At 32.8% G+C, this 18,829-nt stretch carries 16 protein-coding genes; all 16 read left to right on the top strand.

Going from position 1 to position 18,829, the window contains the following annotated elements; all coding sequences use genetic code 11:
- The first annotated feature begins 282 nt into the window (after positions 1–282).
- The 16 genes from LG003_RS04830 (at position 283) to LG003_RS04900 (ending at position 18,543) form a co-directional block, all read left to right on the top strand.
- Positions 283–1,155 carry a hypothetical protein gene (locus LG003_RS04830; protein ID WP_240000777.1) on the top strand — a complete coding sequence of 291 codons (873 nt, stop codon included), beginning with the start codon at positions 283–285 and terminating at the stop codon, positions 1,153–1,155.
- An 11-nt stretch (positions 1,156–1,166) separates the two neighbouring features.
- Positions 1,167–2,255 (top strand): glycosyltransferase, encoded by a 1,089-nt coding sequence (locus LG003_RS04835; RefSeq protein WP_240000778.1) that lies wholly within the window; start codon positions 1,167–1,169, stop codon positions 2,253–2,255.
- Between the two features lie 5 nt (positions 2,256–2,260).
- The gene (wecB, locus tag LG003_RS04840) at positions 2,261–3,331 is read left to right on the top strand and encodes a non-hydrolyzing UDP-N-acetylglucosamine 2-epimerase (protein ID WP_262980286.1); all 1,071 of its coding nucleotides are present in this window, start codon (positions 2,261–2,263) and stop codon (positions 3,329–3,331) included.
- On the top strand, positions 3,328–4,566 hold the full coding sequence (locus LG003_RS04845; RefSeq protein WP_262980287.1) for a glycosyltransferase family 4 protein: 1,239 nt from the start codon (positions 3,328–3,330) through the stop codon (positions 4,564–4,566). The genes wecB and LG003_RS04845 overlap by 4 nt, the downstream gene beginning before the upstream one ends.
- The gene (locus tag LG003_RS04850) at positions 4,559–5,716 is read left to right on the top strand and encodes a DegT/DnrJ/EryC1/StrS family aminotransferase (protein WP_262980288.1); all 1,158 of its coding nucleotides are present in this window, start codon (positions 4,559–4,561) and stop codon (positions 5,714–5,716) included. The genes LG003_RS04845 and LG003_RS04850 overlap by 8 nt, the downstream gene beginning before the upstream one ends.
- On the top strand, positions 5,717–6,328 hold the full coding sequence (locus tag LG003_RS04855; protein ID WP_262980289.1) for a sugar transferase: 612 nt from the start codon (positions 5,717–5,719) through the stop codon (positions 6,326–6,328).
- A gap of 6 nt (positions 6,329–6,334) precedes the next feature.
- Complete coding sequence (locus LG003_RS04860) at positions 6,335–8,212, top strand: polysaccharide biosynthesis protein (protein ID WP_262980290.1); 1,878 nt, start codon at positions 6,335–6,337, stop codon at positions 8,210–8,212.
- Between the two features lie 415 nt (positions 8,213–8,627).
- Entirely contained in the window at positions 8,628–9,581 is a 954-nt protein-coding gene (locus tag LG003_RS04865; RefSeq protein WP_262980291.1) for a DMT family transporter, read from the top strand.
- Between the two features lie 748 nt (positions 9,582–10,329).
- Positions 10,330–11,484 (top strand): CDP-glycerol glycerophosphotransferase family protein, encoded by a 1,155-nt coding sequence (locus LG003_RS04870; RefSeq protein ID WP_262980292.1) that lies wholly within the window; start codon positions 10,330–10,332, stop codon positions 11,482–11,484.
- 12 nt (positions 11,485–11,496) lie between these two features.
- On the top strand, positions 11,497–12,585 hold the full coding sequence (locus LG003_RS04875; RefSeq protein WP_262980293.1) for a glycosyltransferase: 1,089 nt from the start codon (positions 11,497–11,499) through the stop codon (positions 12,583–12,585).
- 64 nt (positions 12,586–12,649) lie between these two features.
- A complete protein-coding gene (locus LG003_RS23350; protein WP_390894099.1) occupies positions 12,650–13,651 on the top strand; it encodes an EpsG family protein in 1,002 nt (333 codons plus the stop codon).
- Between the two features lie 9 nt (positions 13,652–13,660).
- Positions 13,661–14,131, top strand: a complete 471-nt coding sequence (tagD, locus tag LG003_RS04880; protein ID WP_315903373.1) for a glycerol-3-phosphate cytidylyltransferase — start codon at positions 13,661–13,663, stop codon at positions 14,129–14,131.
- On the top strand, positions 14,132–15,154 hold the full coding sequence (locus LG003_RS04885; protein ID WP_262980294.1) for a sulfotransferase: 1,023 nt from the start codon (positions 14,132–14,134) through the stop codon (positions 15,152–15,154).
- Between the two features lie 14 nt (positions 15,155–15,168).
- Positions 15,169–16,287 carry an adenylyltransferase/cytidyltransferase family protein gene (locus tag LG003_RS04890; RefSeq protein WP_262980295.1) on the top strand — a complete coding sequence of 373 codons (1,119 nt, stop codon included), beginning with the start codon at positions 15,169–15,171 and terminating at the stop codon, positions 16,285–16,287.
- Between the two features lie 234 nt (positions 16,288–16,521).
- Positions 16,522–17,733 carry a BCCT family transporter gene (locus tag LG003_RS04895; protein ID WP_262980296.1) on the top strand — a complete coding sequence of 404 codons (1,212 nt, stop codon included), beginning with the start codon at positions 16,522–16,524 and terminating at the stop codon, positions 17,731–17,733.
- Entirely contained in the window at positions 17,734–18,543 is an 810-nt protein-coding gene (locus LG003_RS04900) for a glycosyltransferase (RefSeq protein WP_262980297.1), read from the top strand. It begins immediately after the preceding gene.
- Positions 18,544–18,829: the final 286 nt, after the last annotated feature.

Here is an 18,829-nt window from a genome sequence, read left to right on the forward strand (position 1 = left end):
TTAGATACATTCCATGAGGTAAGAGGCTATAATATTACCCCACAAGGTTACTTAAGTATTTTTTTCTGTTGGATATCATTTCTACCACTCATTTTACTCAACAATCAAAAAAATCCCGTGATGGTTTTTTTATGGTTAATCTATATCACTTACATTATACCGGTATCAATTATATTCCCACTGATTAATTCAGCTTCTGTCTATTCAATCATTTTCGTATGCACAATAAACATATTATTTTTCTCATCTATATTATTCTTTCGGATAATAGATAGAATAACCATGCCGAAACTAAAAATCCCGTGGGATTTATATAAAATACTGATAATAGGATGTGGTATTATTGTACTCTTATTCGTCATGAGTAATCCTGGATTAAGTTTAATACCTCCTAATATATTTAAAGTTTATTCCGTGAGACAGCACTTTAAAGACAACACGCCGCTACTCACTATGTACATCATCACCAATGGGGGATATGTTATCTCACCATTGCTATTATTAGCTTCACTCTATATCAGAGGTCCGATTAAATATGTCCTCATTACAATAAGCATTATGATTTCCTATTTAATCTACAGCTCCTCAGGATTAAAAAGCATAGCATTCATGAATCTCGCCGTTATCATTCTATTCTTCTATATAAAAGGAACAAGATCGATAAGTAACTCGGTGATAAATATCATTCTCTATTTATTCCTTGCTGCCGGGATATTATATTTTATTTTCGATTTTTATGATCCACTGATACATTGGCTACGCAGAGTATTCTTCACACCAACATTAAATACCTATTACTTTTATGATTATATCTACAACAACAATAGTGAATTTACGACAGAAGCTCCTCAAATAGTTTCTCAAATCTATTATGGTACCTCAGGTTCAGCGAATACTGGCTTTATTGGAGACGGTATCGCCAGATACGGTACACTGGGTTTAATAATAAACTTTTTTATATTTAATATATTAATCTTTGCCATGAACCTGAGCTCAAAAAAGGTTCCATTTGAATTTTCAACGACACTCTATCTACCCTTTGTATACACAATATCAAACTCAGCAATTACAGCACTGCTACTGACCTATGGGCTGCTGGCATTAAGCATATTATTATTTTTATTCCCTACAAAAACTAACAAAATATCCTTATGAAAATTACACACATGACCTCGGTACATTCACGTTTCGACATCCGTATTTTCCTAAAAGAATGTTATGCCTTACAAAAAGAACATGAGGTCTCGCTTATTGTCGCAGATGGTAAAGATAATGAAGTCAAGAATAACATTGCTATCATCGATGTCGGTATATTACCCGGCCGATTAAATAGAATCTTTAAAACAACCGATAAAGTTTATAAAAAAGCATTAGAACTAGACGCTGACTTATATCATTTTCATGATCCGGAACTCATCCCTATCGGATTAAAACTGAAAAAGAAAGGTAAAATAGTCATTTTTGATGCCCATGAAGATGTCCCTAAACAAATTTTTAGCAAGCCTTATTTAAATAAATTTACCCGAGTTATTATCTCTAAGTTATTTACCCTCTACGAAAAGTATTCTGCACCTAAATTTGATGGCATTATTACAGCTACACCATCAATAAGAGACAAATTCTTAAAACTCAATAACAACACCATAGACATTAATAACTATCCCATATTAGGCGAGTTGCATAATAAACATGCCAACTGGCACGAAAAAGAAAAACAAGTCTGCTATGTCGGCGGCATTTCCGACATTAGAGGTATAGCCGAGATGGTTGAATCCCTCTCTCACCTCACGACGAATACAAAAATGAAATTAGCGGGCAATTTTTCTGACACAGATTTAGAGAACAAAATAAAAAGCATGAAAAATTGGCACAAAATAGATGCTCTGGGATTTTTAAATCGCATAGAAACCAAGGAACTTTTATCTAAATCTATTGCGGGTATCGTTCTATATCACCCTCTCCCCAATCATATTGATGCCCAACCCAATAAAATATTCGAATATATGAGTGCCGGCATCCCTGTTATCGCTTCAAACTTCACATTATGGAAAGATATTGTTGTAAAAAACCATTGTGGCATTTGTGTCGACCCATTAAACCCTAAGCAAATAGCTGATGCGATAGATTACTTATCAAATAACCCTGATATAGCAGAAGAAATGGGTAACAGTGGTCTCTTGGCAGTCAATGAAAAATACAATTGGGATATTGAACAAAATAAACTAACCAAATTTTATCAACAAATTGGACGTTAATCGATATGAAAAAAATTATTACCGTATTAGGCGCCAGACCGCAATTCATTAAAGCCAGCCCGGTATCTCGCGCTTTAAAAAATCATAATAAATTTAAAGAAATTATCATTCATACCGGTCAACATTTTGATAGTAATATGTCTGATATATTTTTTAATGAATTAGCCATTCCCAAACCGGATTACACACTCAATATTCATGGCGGCTCGCACGGTGAAATGACCGGAAAGATGTTAATCGAAGTTGAAAAAGTCCTTATCACAGAAAAACCGGATGCCGTTATGGTATATGGTGATACAAACTCGACTTTAGCGGGCGCATTAGCCGCATCTAAATTACATATTCCCATTATCCATGTTGAAGCCGGTCTACGCAGTTTTAATATGCAAATGCCCGAAGAGATCAATAGAATATTAACCGATAATGTCAGCTCAATTCTCTTCTGTCCAACAGACACCGCCGTCAATAATCTACAAAAAGAAGGCTTCAATTCAAAGCCCGTTCATATCAGAAAAGTCGGTGATGTCATGGAAGATGCCGCTTTATATTTCAGCCAAACAGCCAAAAAACCCAATGGACTGGATTCCATACAAAACTTCATATTAACTACCCTCCATCGTGCTGAAAATACCGATAATCAGGAACGTTTAACTGAAATAGTGAACGCCTTAAACGACATACATAGAAGGATTGTTACTGTTGTCATGCCGATTCATCCAAGGACTAAAAAAGTGTTAGCACAATACGGCTTACAGTTAGATGTCCATTTAATTGAGCCAGTGGGATATTTAGAGATGATCTGGCTACTCAAAAACACCGCCCTGATTATTACCGATAGCGGTGGACTCCAAAAAGAGGCTTTCTTCTTCCGGAAACCATGTGTCACCGTGAGGGATCAAACTGAATGGGTAGAATTAATTGCAGCAGACGTGAATAAACTCTCAGAGGCTGAAAGTAACAAAATAACCCAATCAGTTCATGACATGATGGGTATTGATATAAGCTCGGTTCAATCCATGTATGGTGGTGGTATCGCTGCAACACGCATTGCTGACGAATTAGAAAAATTACTATGAATATCGTCTATATAAACCATTATGCGGGTTCGCCGGACCTAGGTATGGAGTTTCGTCCATATCATTTAGGGCAAGAATGGGTTAAATCGGGACATAATATTACCTTACTCGCAGCCTCTTATTCTCATGTTCGGACAAAACAACCTAAACTGATAAATAATAAAAAAACCACCGAAAATATTAACGGCTTAGAATATATCTGGTATCCCACCCCGAGCTATAACGGAAATGGATTATCCAGAGTCAAAAATATCTTCTCTTTTTTACGACAAATTTGGCTTGATAGCCATAATTTAATCAAAAAATATCGACCTGATATTGTCATTGCTTCAAGTACATATCCTATGGATATATGGATTGCAAAACGTCTCGCCAAAAAAGCTAATGCAAAACTGGTCTTTGAACTGCATGATTTATGGCCTCTTTCGCCCATAGAATTAGGTGGAATGTCACCTAAACATCCATTTATTCAATTATGCCAACTTGCTGAAAACGCGGCTTATAAATATGCGGATATAGTTATTTCCATGCTCCCAAATGTACAAGAACATACGAAAGCACATGGATTAGATCTCAATAAATTACATATTATCCCTAATGGCGTGGTTGTAGAGGATTGGATAAATCAACCTACTCCGTTAAACAGTTCACTAGAAAAACTTATTGTAACAGAGAAAAATAAAGGGCATAAAATTGTATGCTATAGCGGCGCCCACGGACGCCCAAATGCGCTAGAAAAACTGCTCAAAACCGCTTCACTTCTTCATGATAAACCGATGACATTCTTATTAGTCGGCACGGGACTTGAAAAGGATAATTTAATAAAAGAATCTCAATCACTGGGAACAAATAACGTTATATTCTTTGATCCGATCCCCAAAACTCAAATACCCACATTACTCAATAAAATTGACATTGCTTATATAGGACTACAAAAACAATCATTATTCAGATTTGGCATCAGCCCGAATAAACTTATTGATTATATGATGGCTGGAAAACCCATTTTATGTGCAATTGATGCCGGTAATGATCCTGTTTCTGACGTGAATTGTGGTATCACCGTTAAATCAGGCAAACCAGAAGACATTGCTCAGGCCTTATTAAGGCTTAGTGAGTTATCAACTGACGAATTAAACCAAATGGGGCAACGAGGCAAAATTTACGCTTTAGAAAATCACGCTTATTCCGTATTAGCAGACAATTTCATAAAGGCAATCATCAATCATGAATAATAAATTCCTTCCTTTTGCATTACCTGAAATTGGACAATCTGAAATTGATGAAGTCATTGACTCACTTAAAACGGGCTGGATAACCACCGGACCTAAAACCAGAAGATTTGAACAAGATTTTGCCCAATATTTAGAGTCTGATGTTGAAGCCATTGCGGTAAATTCAGCCACGGCGGGATTGCATTTAGCGTTGGAAGCCATTGGTATTCAGCCGGGTGATGAAGTCATTGTTCCTACCTATACCTTTACGGCAACCGCAGAAGTTGTCCGTTATCTGGGGGCTCATCCCATTTTTGTTGATTCCTTACCTGACAGCCTGAATATTGATCCAACAGCAATAGAAAAAGCAATAACTACCAAAACTAAAGCGATTATACCTGTGCACTTTGCCGGTTTATCCTGTGATATGGATGCCATCATTACTATCGCTAAAAAATTTAATCTGCGAGTCATTGAAGATGCAGCTCATTCATTTCCGACTTTATATAAAGGAAAGAAAATTGGCACCCTAAATACCGATGTCACTGTATTCAGCTTTTACGCCAATAAAACCATGACGACGGCGGAAGGCGGCATGCTAGTCTCCAGACATCCAGATATCATAAAAAGAGCAAAAATAATGCGCCTCCATGGCATTAGCAAAGACGCCTTTGATAGATATCAATCTAAAATACCTGCCTGGTATTATGAAGTCATTGAGCCGGGCTATAAATATAATATGCCAGATATTTGTGCATCTATCGGCATCCATCAATTACAAAAAATAGACACTTTTCACAATAAAAGAGAGGAGATGGCTAAATTCTATGATGACGAACTAAAAGATCTGCCCATTATCTTACCCACCAAACCTAAAGAACCTAATAGCCAACACGCCTGGCATCTATACACCATCAGGTTAAATAATGAAGCCAAAATATCAAGAGATGACTTTATCATAAAAATGGCAGAAAAAAATATCGGCTGCTCTGTCCACTTTATCCCACTGCATAAACAACCCATATGGAAAAATACCTACTCTCTTGATGAAAATAACTTCCCAGTCGCAGAAGAAAATTTTAAAAGAATTGTATCCATTCCTTTATATACCAAGATGACAAAAGAAGACCAAATCTACGTTATCAACACAATTAAAGAGATCTTGGCATAAATGATGACATATTATTTAGCTATAAAAAGGCTATTTGATTTTATTTCTTCTCTTATTGGACTCATTATATTATTTCCTATCTTAATAACTATTGCCATCTGGATAAAAATGGATTCGAAAGGGCCTATTTTTTTCCGACAAAAACGAGTAGGCCAATATAATCAAGATTTTTATATTCACAAATTTAGGAGCATGACCACTGGATCAGAGCAAAAAGGACAACTTACTATAGGTAATGATCACCGTATTACCAACTCTGGAAAATTCATACGCAAATATAAAATTGATGAATTAGCGCAACTCATTGATGTTGTTCGCGGCAAAATGAGCTTAGTCGGCCCAAGACCCGAAGTACCACAATTTATGGACAAATATCCAGATGATGTCAGAAACAAAATATTATCGCTAAAACCCGGCATAACAGATTTGGCTTCCATAGAAATGATCGATGAAAATCAGATATTGAGTCAATATAAAGATCCTCATCAAGCCTATATCGACATTATTATGCCGATAAAAGCCAAATACTACTTAGAATATATAGATAAAAAGTCATTTTTCTATGACCTGAAGATTATCTTTAAAACCATTTACAAAGTAGTTTTTAGGTAATTAACAATGATAAACAAAAAAATGTTTTTTAACCAAGACAGATTAATCAAAACCATCATTCTTCTGATTGTAGACATATTTATTATCATTATTTCATACTGGCTAAGTATGTGGCTACGCCTTGATAGAGAAGTGCCCATCTATAGCTTACAACATTGGTTAACCATTATATTCGCCATACCTCTCACGTTATTTATTTTCTTAAGAATTGGCTTTTATCGATCGATATTAAAATATGTTAATATGAGTATATTGAAATGGGCCATTATTGGTTCATTTCTATCTACTCTACTATTGACTGCAATTTCCTTATACCAGCAAGCATTTTTACCCAGAACGGTACCAATTATCTATTTTTCATTTTTAGTTATCTCACTCTGCGGCACAAGATTTGTCTATAGAACGCTACGTAACTTACTAAAATATAAAGGCGCGCCTGTTATTATATATGGAGCAGGAGAATCTGGTCGGCAACTCTTACCCATATTAAGAGAACATAGAGAATTCAACCCGATTGCTTTTATTGATGACAATACTAAATTACATAATTTATCAATTCATGGGGTTTATGTCTTCGCTCCAGAAAAAATAACAATCTTAGTAGAAAAATATCATATAAAGAAAATACTATTAGCCATACCCAGTGCATCAATATCTAATAGAAAAAAAATACTTGAAAGACTTCAAAAAGAACATTGTGAAATCCTCACCATTCCAAGTTTCAATGATCTGGTTGAAGGAAAAGCTCAAATAAACTCACTGAAACGCGTTTCCATTAACGACCTACTAGGAAGAGAACAAGTAAACCCATTACAAAGTTTACTCAGTAAAAACATCAAAAACAAAAACGTTCTTATTACCGGTGCCGGTGGTTCCATCGGATCAGAGTTATGCAGACAAATCATTACTCAGTCACCCTCTCAACTAGTCTTATTTGAATTAACCGAATATTGCCTTTATTCAATAGAAAAAGAGTTACAAAAGATAAATGCAGACAGAGATCTAAATATAACCATTACTGCAATTTTAGGCGACATAAAAGATTCAGACAAAATAAATAGGATAATCAATAAATTTAACATTAATACCATATACCATGCTGCGGCATATAAACATGTTCCTCTGGTAGAAATGAATACCATAGAGGGCATTAATAACAACATTTTTGGTACCCTCTCACTTGCTAAAGCAGCAATTAACCAAAAAGTTGACAAATTTGTATTAATCTCTACCGACAAAGCCGTCCGCCCGACAAACACAATGGGCGCAACAAAAAGATTTGCAGAACTGATATTACAAGCATTCGCTAAAGAGAACAGCCATACAAAATTCTCAATGGTTCGCTTTGGCAACGTCCTTGGCTCATCCGGTTCCGTTGTTCCCCTGTTCGAAAAACAGATAAGAAGTGGTGGGCCAATCACCCTCACCCACAAAGAAATTACCCGTTACTTCATGACGATCCCAGAAGCCGCCCAATTAGTCATCCAGGCAGGGGCACTGGGCAATAATGGCGATGTTTTTGTTCTGGACATGGGAGAATCAGTAAAAATTTATGATCTCGCCCGGAAAATGATCCATCTTTCTGGACTGACAGTGAAAGATGAAACTAATCCTCATGGCGATATCGAAATCAAAATTACCGGATTAAGACCCGGTGAAAAACTTTATGAAGAGTTATTAATTGGTGATAATGTCTCTGGCACCAACCACCCGAGAATCATGACCGCCAATGAAATTTTTCTGACCTGGGATAAATTAAATCCACTATTAAATGACCTAAAAACATCTTGTGAAAATTATGATTTCGAAAATATTAGGAAGATCCTTATCAATGCTCCTATTGACTTTCATCCTAAAGATTATATTTACGACCTTTTAAAATAATATCTATAAATACATTCATGTCATGAAGCTGGCTGAAAATCATATCACCGACATTAGCCTGCTGGACAAATAATAAGCCCATGAAATTTTTAACACATGAGCAATTAAAAATCATATAATTCGAAAATTAAAATAACAAGCTAACAAAAACCTCATTATTAGATATACCCAATGGATTTCAAGATGCATCGCGACGGCAAGGGAGTGAATCCCCGGGAGCATAGATAACGATGTGACCGGGGTGAGCGAGTGCAGCCAACAAAGAGGCAACTTGAAAGATGACGGGTATATATCATATGCATTATACTTCCTTCATTTCTTCCTTCAACAAAGGAGAATGATTAAACATCTGGAAATTATGAAGCTAGCCTCTTAATATGAGCCTATAAATTTATGAAAAAGTACCCAAATAGCTATGTTCACAAGCCGTAAAGTAACAGCTAATGCCTATGGATTATCCTCTGGTGTTTTCTGGGGGCTAAGCGGCGTACTTTTCGCATTATTATTAAAAAACACTGCTCTTTCCTCTTACTTTTTCATTCCCATTGTACTCGCTTTCCTGAATGATATGATTTCATGCGGATATATGTTTATATATCTTATAGTTAAAGGAAAATACCAAGAGATATGCCTTATCCCCAAAAACAAGAAAAATGGAATAATCATACTAGCGGCTATATTTGGCGGCCCAATGGGCATGTCTTGTTATATCTTAGCTATTCAATACATTGGTATTAGCTACACAGCAACCATTTCAGCCACTTATCCTGCTATTGGCGCACTCATTTCTTTTTTTCTACTTAAAGATCGTATTCACCTTATCGGAATATTGGGATTAATATTAGCCGTTGTATCTACTATGATACTAGGTTACTCAGCATCCACTCAGACAATATCTGGCTGGATAGGCTTTCTTTTCGCTTTCATATGCGCACTAGGCTGGAGTTCTGAAGTTGTTATCAGCTCTTATGGCATGAATAAAGATATACCTGCTGATATCGCTTATTTTATAAGACAATTATCATCCTCGGTGGGTTACTTAATCATCATCGTATTATTCATTCACTCTTTTCCTGGTGCTGCACATATCTTCTCAAATATAGAATTATACTCCCTATTATTCTTCACTTCTCTGGTCGCTACACTATCGTACCTCTTCTACTACAAAGCAATCAGCATGCTTCAACCCATCCGTGCTATGAGTTTAAACATCACTTACGCTATCTGGGCGGTCATCTTTGCTTATTTGCTGGTAGATGAACCCATCTCTATCAAGCTATTGCTCCTATGTGTAGGCGTCTCCGCTGGCTCATTCCTGACTGCTGTAAATCCACTTAACATCAAAAAACTGATCTTAACGCTTAAATGAATGTGATTCTATTCACAGCAAGTTTAAGTTTGTTTTAATGCTATAGTTAAAGAAAATCACTAAGGCTCTGTTGGCCATCAATAATATATCGCCAAGTATTCTCGAACCTACACCAACCACTCTCTCCTTCCCTCACTTTTAAACAACAATCACCGCTGGATTTACCTATACCTTCAAAGATTTTGGGTTGAAGAATAGGAACATCGTTATCTCACCAATCACAATGCTAAATAAGCATGATGTCACAATTAAGCTTTACTACCGAATGGATATCACGGAAATACTGCTACATCCCTAGGCGAATGGAATAGAAGGAAACCTGTTGAAAAGCAAGGCATCATAATACGTTGTTGGTAAGATCTAACCGCCATTCCATGAGCAGTAATACAGATTTCAACGAACTGTATTCTACCAATTAGTTAAACAAGTTGGCTGTTAAGCTTGACCCAGATAAGTTTACAGTCTAATCTCCCCCCAACTAGTTACAAAATCTTATCCCCCATTACTTTTTGTTAAGACAGACAAAAGTATTGAGAAATCAGTGCAATAGATAAGATTTCCGAATATTACAGGCACTCTGGGAGCCAAAAACCTAGTGCGGTAGCTTTACCATCAATAAAAAATCACTTTGGTTTAAAATTAAAACAATGTATTTATCACACCTAAATACCAAGAAATAATAGTCAAATCCTCCATAGAAAATATGTACTGACAGCATACCCATTAACAATGTATATTCGTATTTACAATGAAATATTTATTTAATTACCTCCTTTGCTTTCTTTTACCTCTATTATATCGCCCAAAAAAAGAATTAGTAATTTTTACGTTTGATAAAAACAATATTAAATTCAATTCTAAAGCATTATTTGAATATTCACTCAAAGAGAATATTCTTGACGTCAGATATATTATAAACAATGATAAATTGAGAAAAGAACTTATCCAAAAGTATGGTGATAAGTTCATAACAACTAAAAAGATAAAAGATATAATAATAATATCAAATGCAAAAGTCTGGGTTACTGATGGTGGTTTCCCTCTTAAAACACCATTTAGACATAAGACCAGAATTCTAATTAATTTATGGCATGGCATCCCGCTGAAAAAAGTAGGTATTATGGGATACTCAGGTTTACAAAAATTAAGAATTTTTTTAACTCTCAAAATGTTCGCGAAACACTACAATTTATTTTCTGCGACAAGCTCAAATTTATCATCAGTTTATTCTAAAAGTTTCTTAATCACTAAAGAAAAAATAAAACCATTAGGGCAACCCAGAAATGATGCATTATTTGAAAACCACCATTCAATCAGTGATTATATCGCTGACTTACCCAAATATAAGAAAACCATTTTATATGCACCAACATGGAGAGCAGGAATTTATGGTGATGATTGGATTGGAGAAGACACAAAATTTTTCCCATTTTCAGATTTTAATCAAGATGAACTTGAAGAATACCTAGAAAAAAATAAGATCTTACTTTGTTTAAGGCCTCATCACTTACAAAATATAGAGGTAAAAAATTCAAATTGGATAAGAGATTTCTCATCCAATATTTGTAATGAAGTTATGGATGTTATAGCAGGCTTTGATCTACTAATAACAGACTATTCAAGCATTTATTTTGATTTTCTAATATTAAATAAGCCTATTTTATTCTTACCTTATGACTTAAAAGTATATGAGAATAATGTAGGCTTAAATTTTGATTATCAAACTGTTACACCTGGACCAAAACCAACGAGCCAGAATGAATTTATTTCTGAAATATCTAAACTGCTATATATCGAAACTTATTATAAAGCTGAAAGACATAAAATTAATAGTTATTTCAACGAAGTGAAATATGGAAATTGCCAAAGAATACACAATTTTATCATTGATAATTTAGATTAAACAATAAAAATTATGACTAAAAAGCTAGTATTTTTGACTGAAAGTATGGTTGGCGCAGGTGGCGTCGTTAGAGTAATTAGCTCATGGGCCAATTATTTTTCCGGGATAGGATTTGATTGTAAAATATTATCAGTTATTCCGGGCAAGTCATATTTTGACTTAGATCAAAATATAAATTTCAAAATAAAAAAATATATCTTTAAGAATAAAATATTAGCTTTACCTATAAATTTATTTCTAATTCTTCCTATTTTAAAAGAAGCAAAAGACTCATACCTAATTGTTAATAAATCAGCTTATATAGAACCTATCTATTTCTGGCGAAAATTGGGTTTTTTTAAAGGCATTAAGCTTGTTTATTTTTCTCATGGTGGAAATAATGAGTTCGAAAACTTTTATATGTCCCGTCATGCTACTAAGCATCGAGTAAGTATGATTTTTGATGTATTTGATGATGTAGTTTGTCTATTCAAAAATACCGATACTACACCAGATGTTGTAAAAAATGAAAAAATAACATTCATCTCTAATCCATGTTCAATCCCAACTTATATAAAAGAAATTGGTGAGTACACTAAAGTTGTAACTTTTATTGGACGTGTAACCAAAGAGAAAGGGGTTGACGATTTAATAAGAGCTTGGAAAATAATTGAACCCAAACATAATGACTGGAAATTAGAGATTATTGGTGATGGAGCTGATAAAGAAAGATTTATATCGCTAGCTCAAAAACTAGAATTGAAAAATATTTTATTTTATGAGCCAACAAATAATATAACGAAATACCTTAGAAGAGCAACAATAAGTGTATTACCTTCTCTATTTGAAGGAATGCCATTAAGTATAATTGAAGCCAAATCTCAAGGATGTGCTGTCATTTCAACAAAAACAACTGGTGGAAGAAAATTAATTAATGATATGGTAAATGGTTTATTAGTCGATATCTCAAACGTACAGGATTTAGCTGATAAGATTGATCTTTTAATTAGTGATGAAAGTTTAAGAAATAGAATTATAAAACAAGGTTATTTAGAAGCTAACAACTTTGAAATATCATATATAGCGAAAAACTGGGACAGTATTTTTAGCGATGATATCTGAATATAGTTCAACTCTTTTATTAAGCTTGTCCTTAATTTTCTTATTAATCGCCATTTTTACAACAATGGTGAAAAATGAGTTTTTTTCTAATTTTATCGCCTTATTTCTGACTATCGTATACGTAACATTATTTGGACTTCGTGATTATTCAATTGGTTCTGATACTAAAGCGTATGTAGAAAACTTTCTTTATAACAATTGGAATTTCGAGCCATTATTCACAGTAATAACATTTTCAGTAAAAATGTTTACTAGTGATCCAACTAAATATTTACTAACTTTATCATTGATTTATGGGGTAAATATATTTTTTGCTTATTCAATATTTGGAAAAAATATAAAAACCCATATAATTATATTTATATGGACTGTTTTATTTAGCCAAGGAATGCTTACAGGAACAATTAATTATTTTAGGCAAGCTTTTGGTTTCTCATTTTATTTACTAGGTCTCGGTATTTATTTAAAAAAGGAAAAAGCAAATTTTCTTTCATGCCTTCTATTCATATCATCTATACTCATTCATAGTTCAAATGCTATTTTTTTATTATTATTAATTTTCTCCAGATTTATCAATATTAAATTAGTATTTTCCATTTTTATTATTTCATTACTATTATTCTTTAGTGGTTTTGGTCAATTTATTGTAGATAAATTTGGAGATTATTATATAATACAGAAAACATTAGCTCGACATATATATTTCAACGAACGCCGCTCAACATCAACTATATATATGTACATTTTTTTATATTCCTCTCATTTATTAATATTTCTATGTTTTTATAAAAATAAGGTAAAAAATAAAGTATATATAGATTTATTAAAGTTATATGGGTTAATATTATCACTATCTATTTGTCTATCTTTTAATAGAGAAATAGCTATCAGGAACTATATTATGTTGCAATATATAATTCCAATCATATATATATATATATCTTCATATATAAAACAAAAATTAATATTCAGTATGTTATTTGCTAGTTACACGTTCCTATATTTTTATTATTTATTAAATCGATTTTGGTTCACCGATCAATTCTTAGGAAATATTACTTCATAAGGAAAAAACATGAAAAAAGTTATAACATATGGAACATTTGATCTTTTTCATGTAGGGCATATTCGCCTTTTGAAGCGATTAAAATCCCTTGGCGATTATTTAATCGTTGTAATTTCCACTGATGATTTTAATCGACTTAAGGGAAAAAAATCATTTTTTTCCTATGAAGAACGTAAAGAAATTGTTGAAGCCTGTAAATATGTTGATATGGTTCTTCCCGAAAATACATGGGAACAAAAAAGAGTAGATATCATTAGCAATAAAGTAGATATACTTGGAATGGGAGATGATTGGAAAGGTCATTTTGATGATTTGAACGATATATGCGAAGTTGTTTATTTAGAACGAACTAAAGACATTTCAACAACTCAGATTAAAAATGAATTATCATTTATTACACCTGAAAAATTACAAGAACTTGAAGAATCAGTTCACAATGTCTTTGATATCGTAAAAGCCATATCTGGAGCCAATAAATAAATGTTAGGACCAAAAGTAATCACATGTACTGGCTATGGCGGTACAGGTTCAAGTGTTGTTTCAGATTTACTGAAAGAGTTTTCTAATGTTTACTCATTCGGGAATTTTGAATTTAGGTTTTTACAAGATCCTCATGGACTTAGAGATTTAGACTATGGTATTGTCCAAAATAATAATCGCCTAACTACAAGTTATCATATCAATAATTATATAAAATATGTAGATTTTCTGAGTAAAAGTAATGTTTATTCATATGAGCGCTTTTTTAATAAGAAATTTAAAGAAATTACAGATGAATATTTAAGAAATATTATAGATATAGAGTGGAACGGTTTTTGGCATCAAGATATCATTGATGAAAAACCTTTTGGAAAGTTTATATATTATCTTGAAAGATTCTACCAGAAAAAAATTCTAGGAATAAACGAAGGTAGTGCCAAAATCTACAGTAAAATTTTTAACAAGAATATGTATTACTCTTATCCAAGAGAAAATTTTTATATTGAAACCCGCAAGTATTTGAGAAATTTAATTAATGCATCGAATTATGATTCGAAAGAATATGTAATATTTGATCAACTTATCCCACCTAATGATACTAACCACTATTTAAAATATTTTGATGATTTAAAAGTTATCATTATTGATCGTGATCCTCGTGATTTATATCTTTTAAATAAATGTCTTTGGGATGAAAAATGGATTCCGACTGGAAATATTCACAACTACATTAATTGGTTTAAAATTCTCAGAGAACATCAAAAATTTGAGCAAGAAGATAGCGAAAGAATCTTTCGATTATCTTTTGAAGATTTCATCTATAAATATGATGAAACAGTACAACAAGTATGTAAATTTTGCTGTATTGAAAGTAGCAAACATACTAATAAACATAAATACTTCGATCCAAAAATATCAATAAACAATACAAACTTAAAAATCAAATATCCTGAATATAATTCTGAAATCAGTTTTATTGAAAAGGAACTTGCTGAGTTTTGTTATAACTTTCCACATAAGTAATTGAAGATGTAATTATGAGAAATGTTATCTATACATCTGGTGTTTTCGATTTATTACATGCTAGCCATGTTAGAGCTTTGAAATCAGCTAAAGCTCAAAGCGATGATAATGCTATTTTGATTGTGGGTGTTGCCACAGACGAAGATACTCAAGCTTATAAAAGGAAACCTGTTATACCTTATGAACAACGCATAATGATGATCAAGTCTCTAGATTTTGTTGATAAAGTGATTACAGCACCACTTTTTACTAATAAACAATTCTATGATTTTTTCAGTATTACTTTACACGTTCAAGGTGAAGATGATGCTGGTGAAATTGATTATTACAAGGGTGGTAAAGATCTTTCAATCATGAAGTTTATTGGAAGAGATCCGATAGAATCTACAACATCATGTATCTCGAAATTAAATGATATTATCGGTAATGATTTTATTGTTGAGCCTCTTCATGGTGGCATTTCCAATATGACTTGGAAAATATCATCATCAAATTCTCACAAAAAATATGTACTTAAATATTTGCAAGCATCAAGTATTGAATCGTTTTCTTTAAGACATGATTGTATCATTCTAGGTGGAACCTTTGCTCTTTATAAGTACATTGAAGGAATAGTTGGTCATGTGACAAGCAAAGAACTTATTGAATATTTCCAAGAAAAAAGAAAATCGAATAAGAATTTCTTAACAGCACCAAAAATAAAAAAAGAAATAACAGAGCCCTTCCCTACTTTAATGAAATATCTTGACAAAAAAAACGACACCTTTTTAAAAGAGTTCAACTTTTATGAATCTATTTTCAAAGCAGGAAGAGCATGGTGCTGGTCGCATAATGATCTCGTGCGAGAAAATATAATTAAAACAGAAAATGGTATCAAATTCATCGATTGGGAATATGCTGACTTAGCACCTTTTGAAATGGATATAGCCTCATGTATTGTCAATGAAGTTATTGATTTTTCTGATTTAAATCATAATGAATTCGATCTTAAATTTATAAGCCTTCTTGTAATGTTTCAATGCCAAGTTTGGATAAATTGGTACCATAAACATCCTGACAAATATGATAAAAATATTCTCTCAAATTATATAAATAAATTTGATTATTTTAAAAAAAAATTGAAAGAGCTCTAAAACCTATCTCAATAGGAACTGTCTATAAATATATTCTTAGTCATAACTTTATTTAATTATGAAAAAGATACCTTATAATCAATAGTTAATTCCCGGAGAATTTTGGGCAAAAATGGAACATCTGCTTCCTACATTCATAACTCTCTCAGGCGCCATCAGTATCCGTCTATAATCTAGCATCTAAGCGTGTGAATTAATTATCTGGAATAAACTCCTATCGGGATTAGACTATAAGTGATAGAATCATTATTAGCTACAAATTTGAATGTAGCGTGTATATTGGTATTATTATTAGCAATATTAATACTAATAAAATATAGAAGTGTCATATACAACGAAAAAGAAATATCATCGGCAATGCCAGTTTCACAAATAGTATTTCTTTGTATTCTTTTTACATCAGGCCTAGATATTGGTCTTATCATGTTTCCATTAATGGAATATAAGAATTATACAGAGCCAAAATATTTAGGAATTAATCCTCTTTCTCTTGAAATAGGTTTTTGGGGCGGAGCTGTTTGGATTTTCTATTTCATTACAACTTTCTATTTCGCCTATTTAGAACCTAAGGTTAAAATATTTGAAAATAATGTAATCAAATTTATCCTTGCATTGTTGATGTTATTAACTTGTGCTTTTACTGCCAACCTGTTTGTAGTATTTTTCAAACATTACTTACCAGCCTTCGTTGTTAATAAATATGATAGTATTTTCACACACGAGAACATTGTTATTTTCACTGTTGGTATTTTATCATTGTCAGCACTATCAGCCCTTAAAATCAAATTTATCAAAATATTAAGTTATCTATCGATACTGCTTTTCGGTGCGCTCATTTTTTGGGGACTTGATCTTAACGTAGAGCAACACTCATTATTTTTCTTTTTGACTACATTGGGTAATGGAATAACTGGTTATATTAAAAATATTCCTCGATTTGTTATTCCTATCAACGATTACCATCAGTTTTATATGTTTTGGTGGTTCTCATGGAGTTTAATGATTGGTAAATTTGTTGCCACCTTTGTACCTAAAGGAATGAAACCACTAAAGCTATTTTTGATCATGATTATTGTTCCAACAATTCTACTGGCTATATGGTTTACCGTTTTATATATTTTTACTTTAAATAATTTTGTTATCCCAGAAATGTATTTAGTTTTAATGTCTATTGTTGGTTTACTTTTTGTTATCAATTCATTTGATTCAATACTTCGAGTCAGTGCTAACTTAATTAAGAACTCAACATCTTTAAGTAAATATAGAAATGCATTATTTATTGCATATGTATTGCTTGTTGTATTCTTTATTGGCTACTCAGGATTTACAAGCAGTTCCGAGGCTATTATAAAAATAGATTATACCGGAACTTTAGCAATCTTAATTATTTACTATATGCTTTATCGTTTAGCCCGCAATTATTTATCACGAAAAAAGGTATTATGAATGTATAATTTTTCAGTACTAATGTCTGTTTATCATCAAGAACAGCCATCTTTTTTTGATCAAGCTCTTCATAGTGTTTATGAACAAACTTATCAATCAAATGAGATTGTCATTGTTCAAGATGGCAAACTGACTAAAGAATTATACGAAATTATTGAAAAGTGGCGTAGTAAGCTACCGATAAAAGATGTTGTTCTTGAGCAAAACCAAGGGTTAGGTATCGCACTAAACAAAGGACTACATGCATGCTCTAATGGCTTGGTCATGCGGGTCGATACGGACGATATCAATAAGCCTGATAGGTTTGCAGTTCAATACACTTATATGCAAGATAATCCAAATGTAACAGTTTGTGGATGTCATATTGCTGAGTTTGATAAAAATCCTGTAAATATCAAAGTATATAGACGAGTACCAATTGGGAATAAAATAGATTCAATTATAAATAGGCGTAACCCCATCAACCATATGACGAGTTGCTTCCGGAGAGAGCATATTCTTGACGTTGGCGGATACCAGCACTTGACCTATATGGAAGATTACTACCTCTGGGTAAGGCTATATGCAAGAGGTTTCAAATTAGAAAATTTAGATAAAGTTCTTGTATTGGCCCGTACAGGTAACAATATGCTCAAAAGGAGAAGGGGGATCGTATATTTCAAGTCAGAAATGAACATGCTGCAAAAGTTATTGAGTTTGAATATTGGTAACAAATTTAGCACAATCACATACTTTTCGCTTAGAGCATGTATACGATTGATACCATCATCCTTACTTTGTAAGATATATTCCTTACTAAGGAGTAGATGATATCTGTCTTAAACTACTAAAAAACGATGTTGAATAGGAAATTATGACTCCCAATTTGGTAAAAACATATTCTCCTAATATAAGACGCAATGACCTTTTCATGGATCTTTATAGGGTAAGTGAAGAAAATAGCTTTTATTGCTAGCAGTTTAAGATGGATTTGTTAATCAAAATTATATCGCTCAATACATTGCGTGAAGAGTCTTCTGGCAAAATGAACATCTGGAAGACTAGCTATATGCAGCTTCCCCAATCAACGAAAAATGCAAATATGGTAGGAAACTCA

This window comes from Photorhabdus kleinii (assembly GCF_025384885.1).
In the GTDB taxonomy this organism is placed as follows: Bacteria; Pseudomonadota; Gammaproteobacteria; order Enterobacterales; family Enterobacteriaceae; genus Photorhabdus; species Photorhabdus kayaii.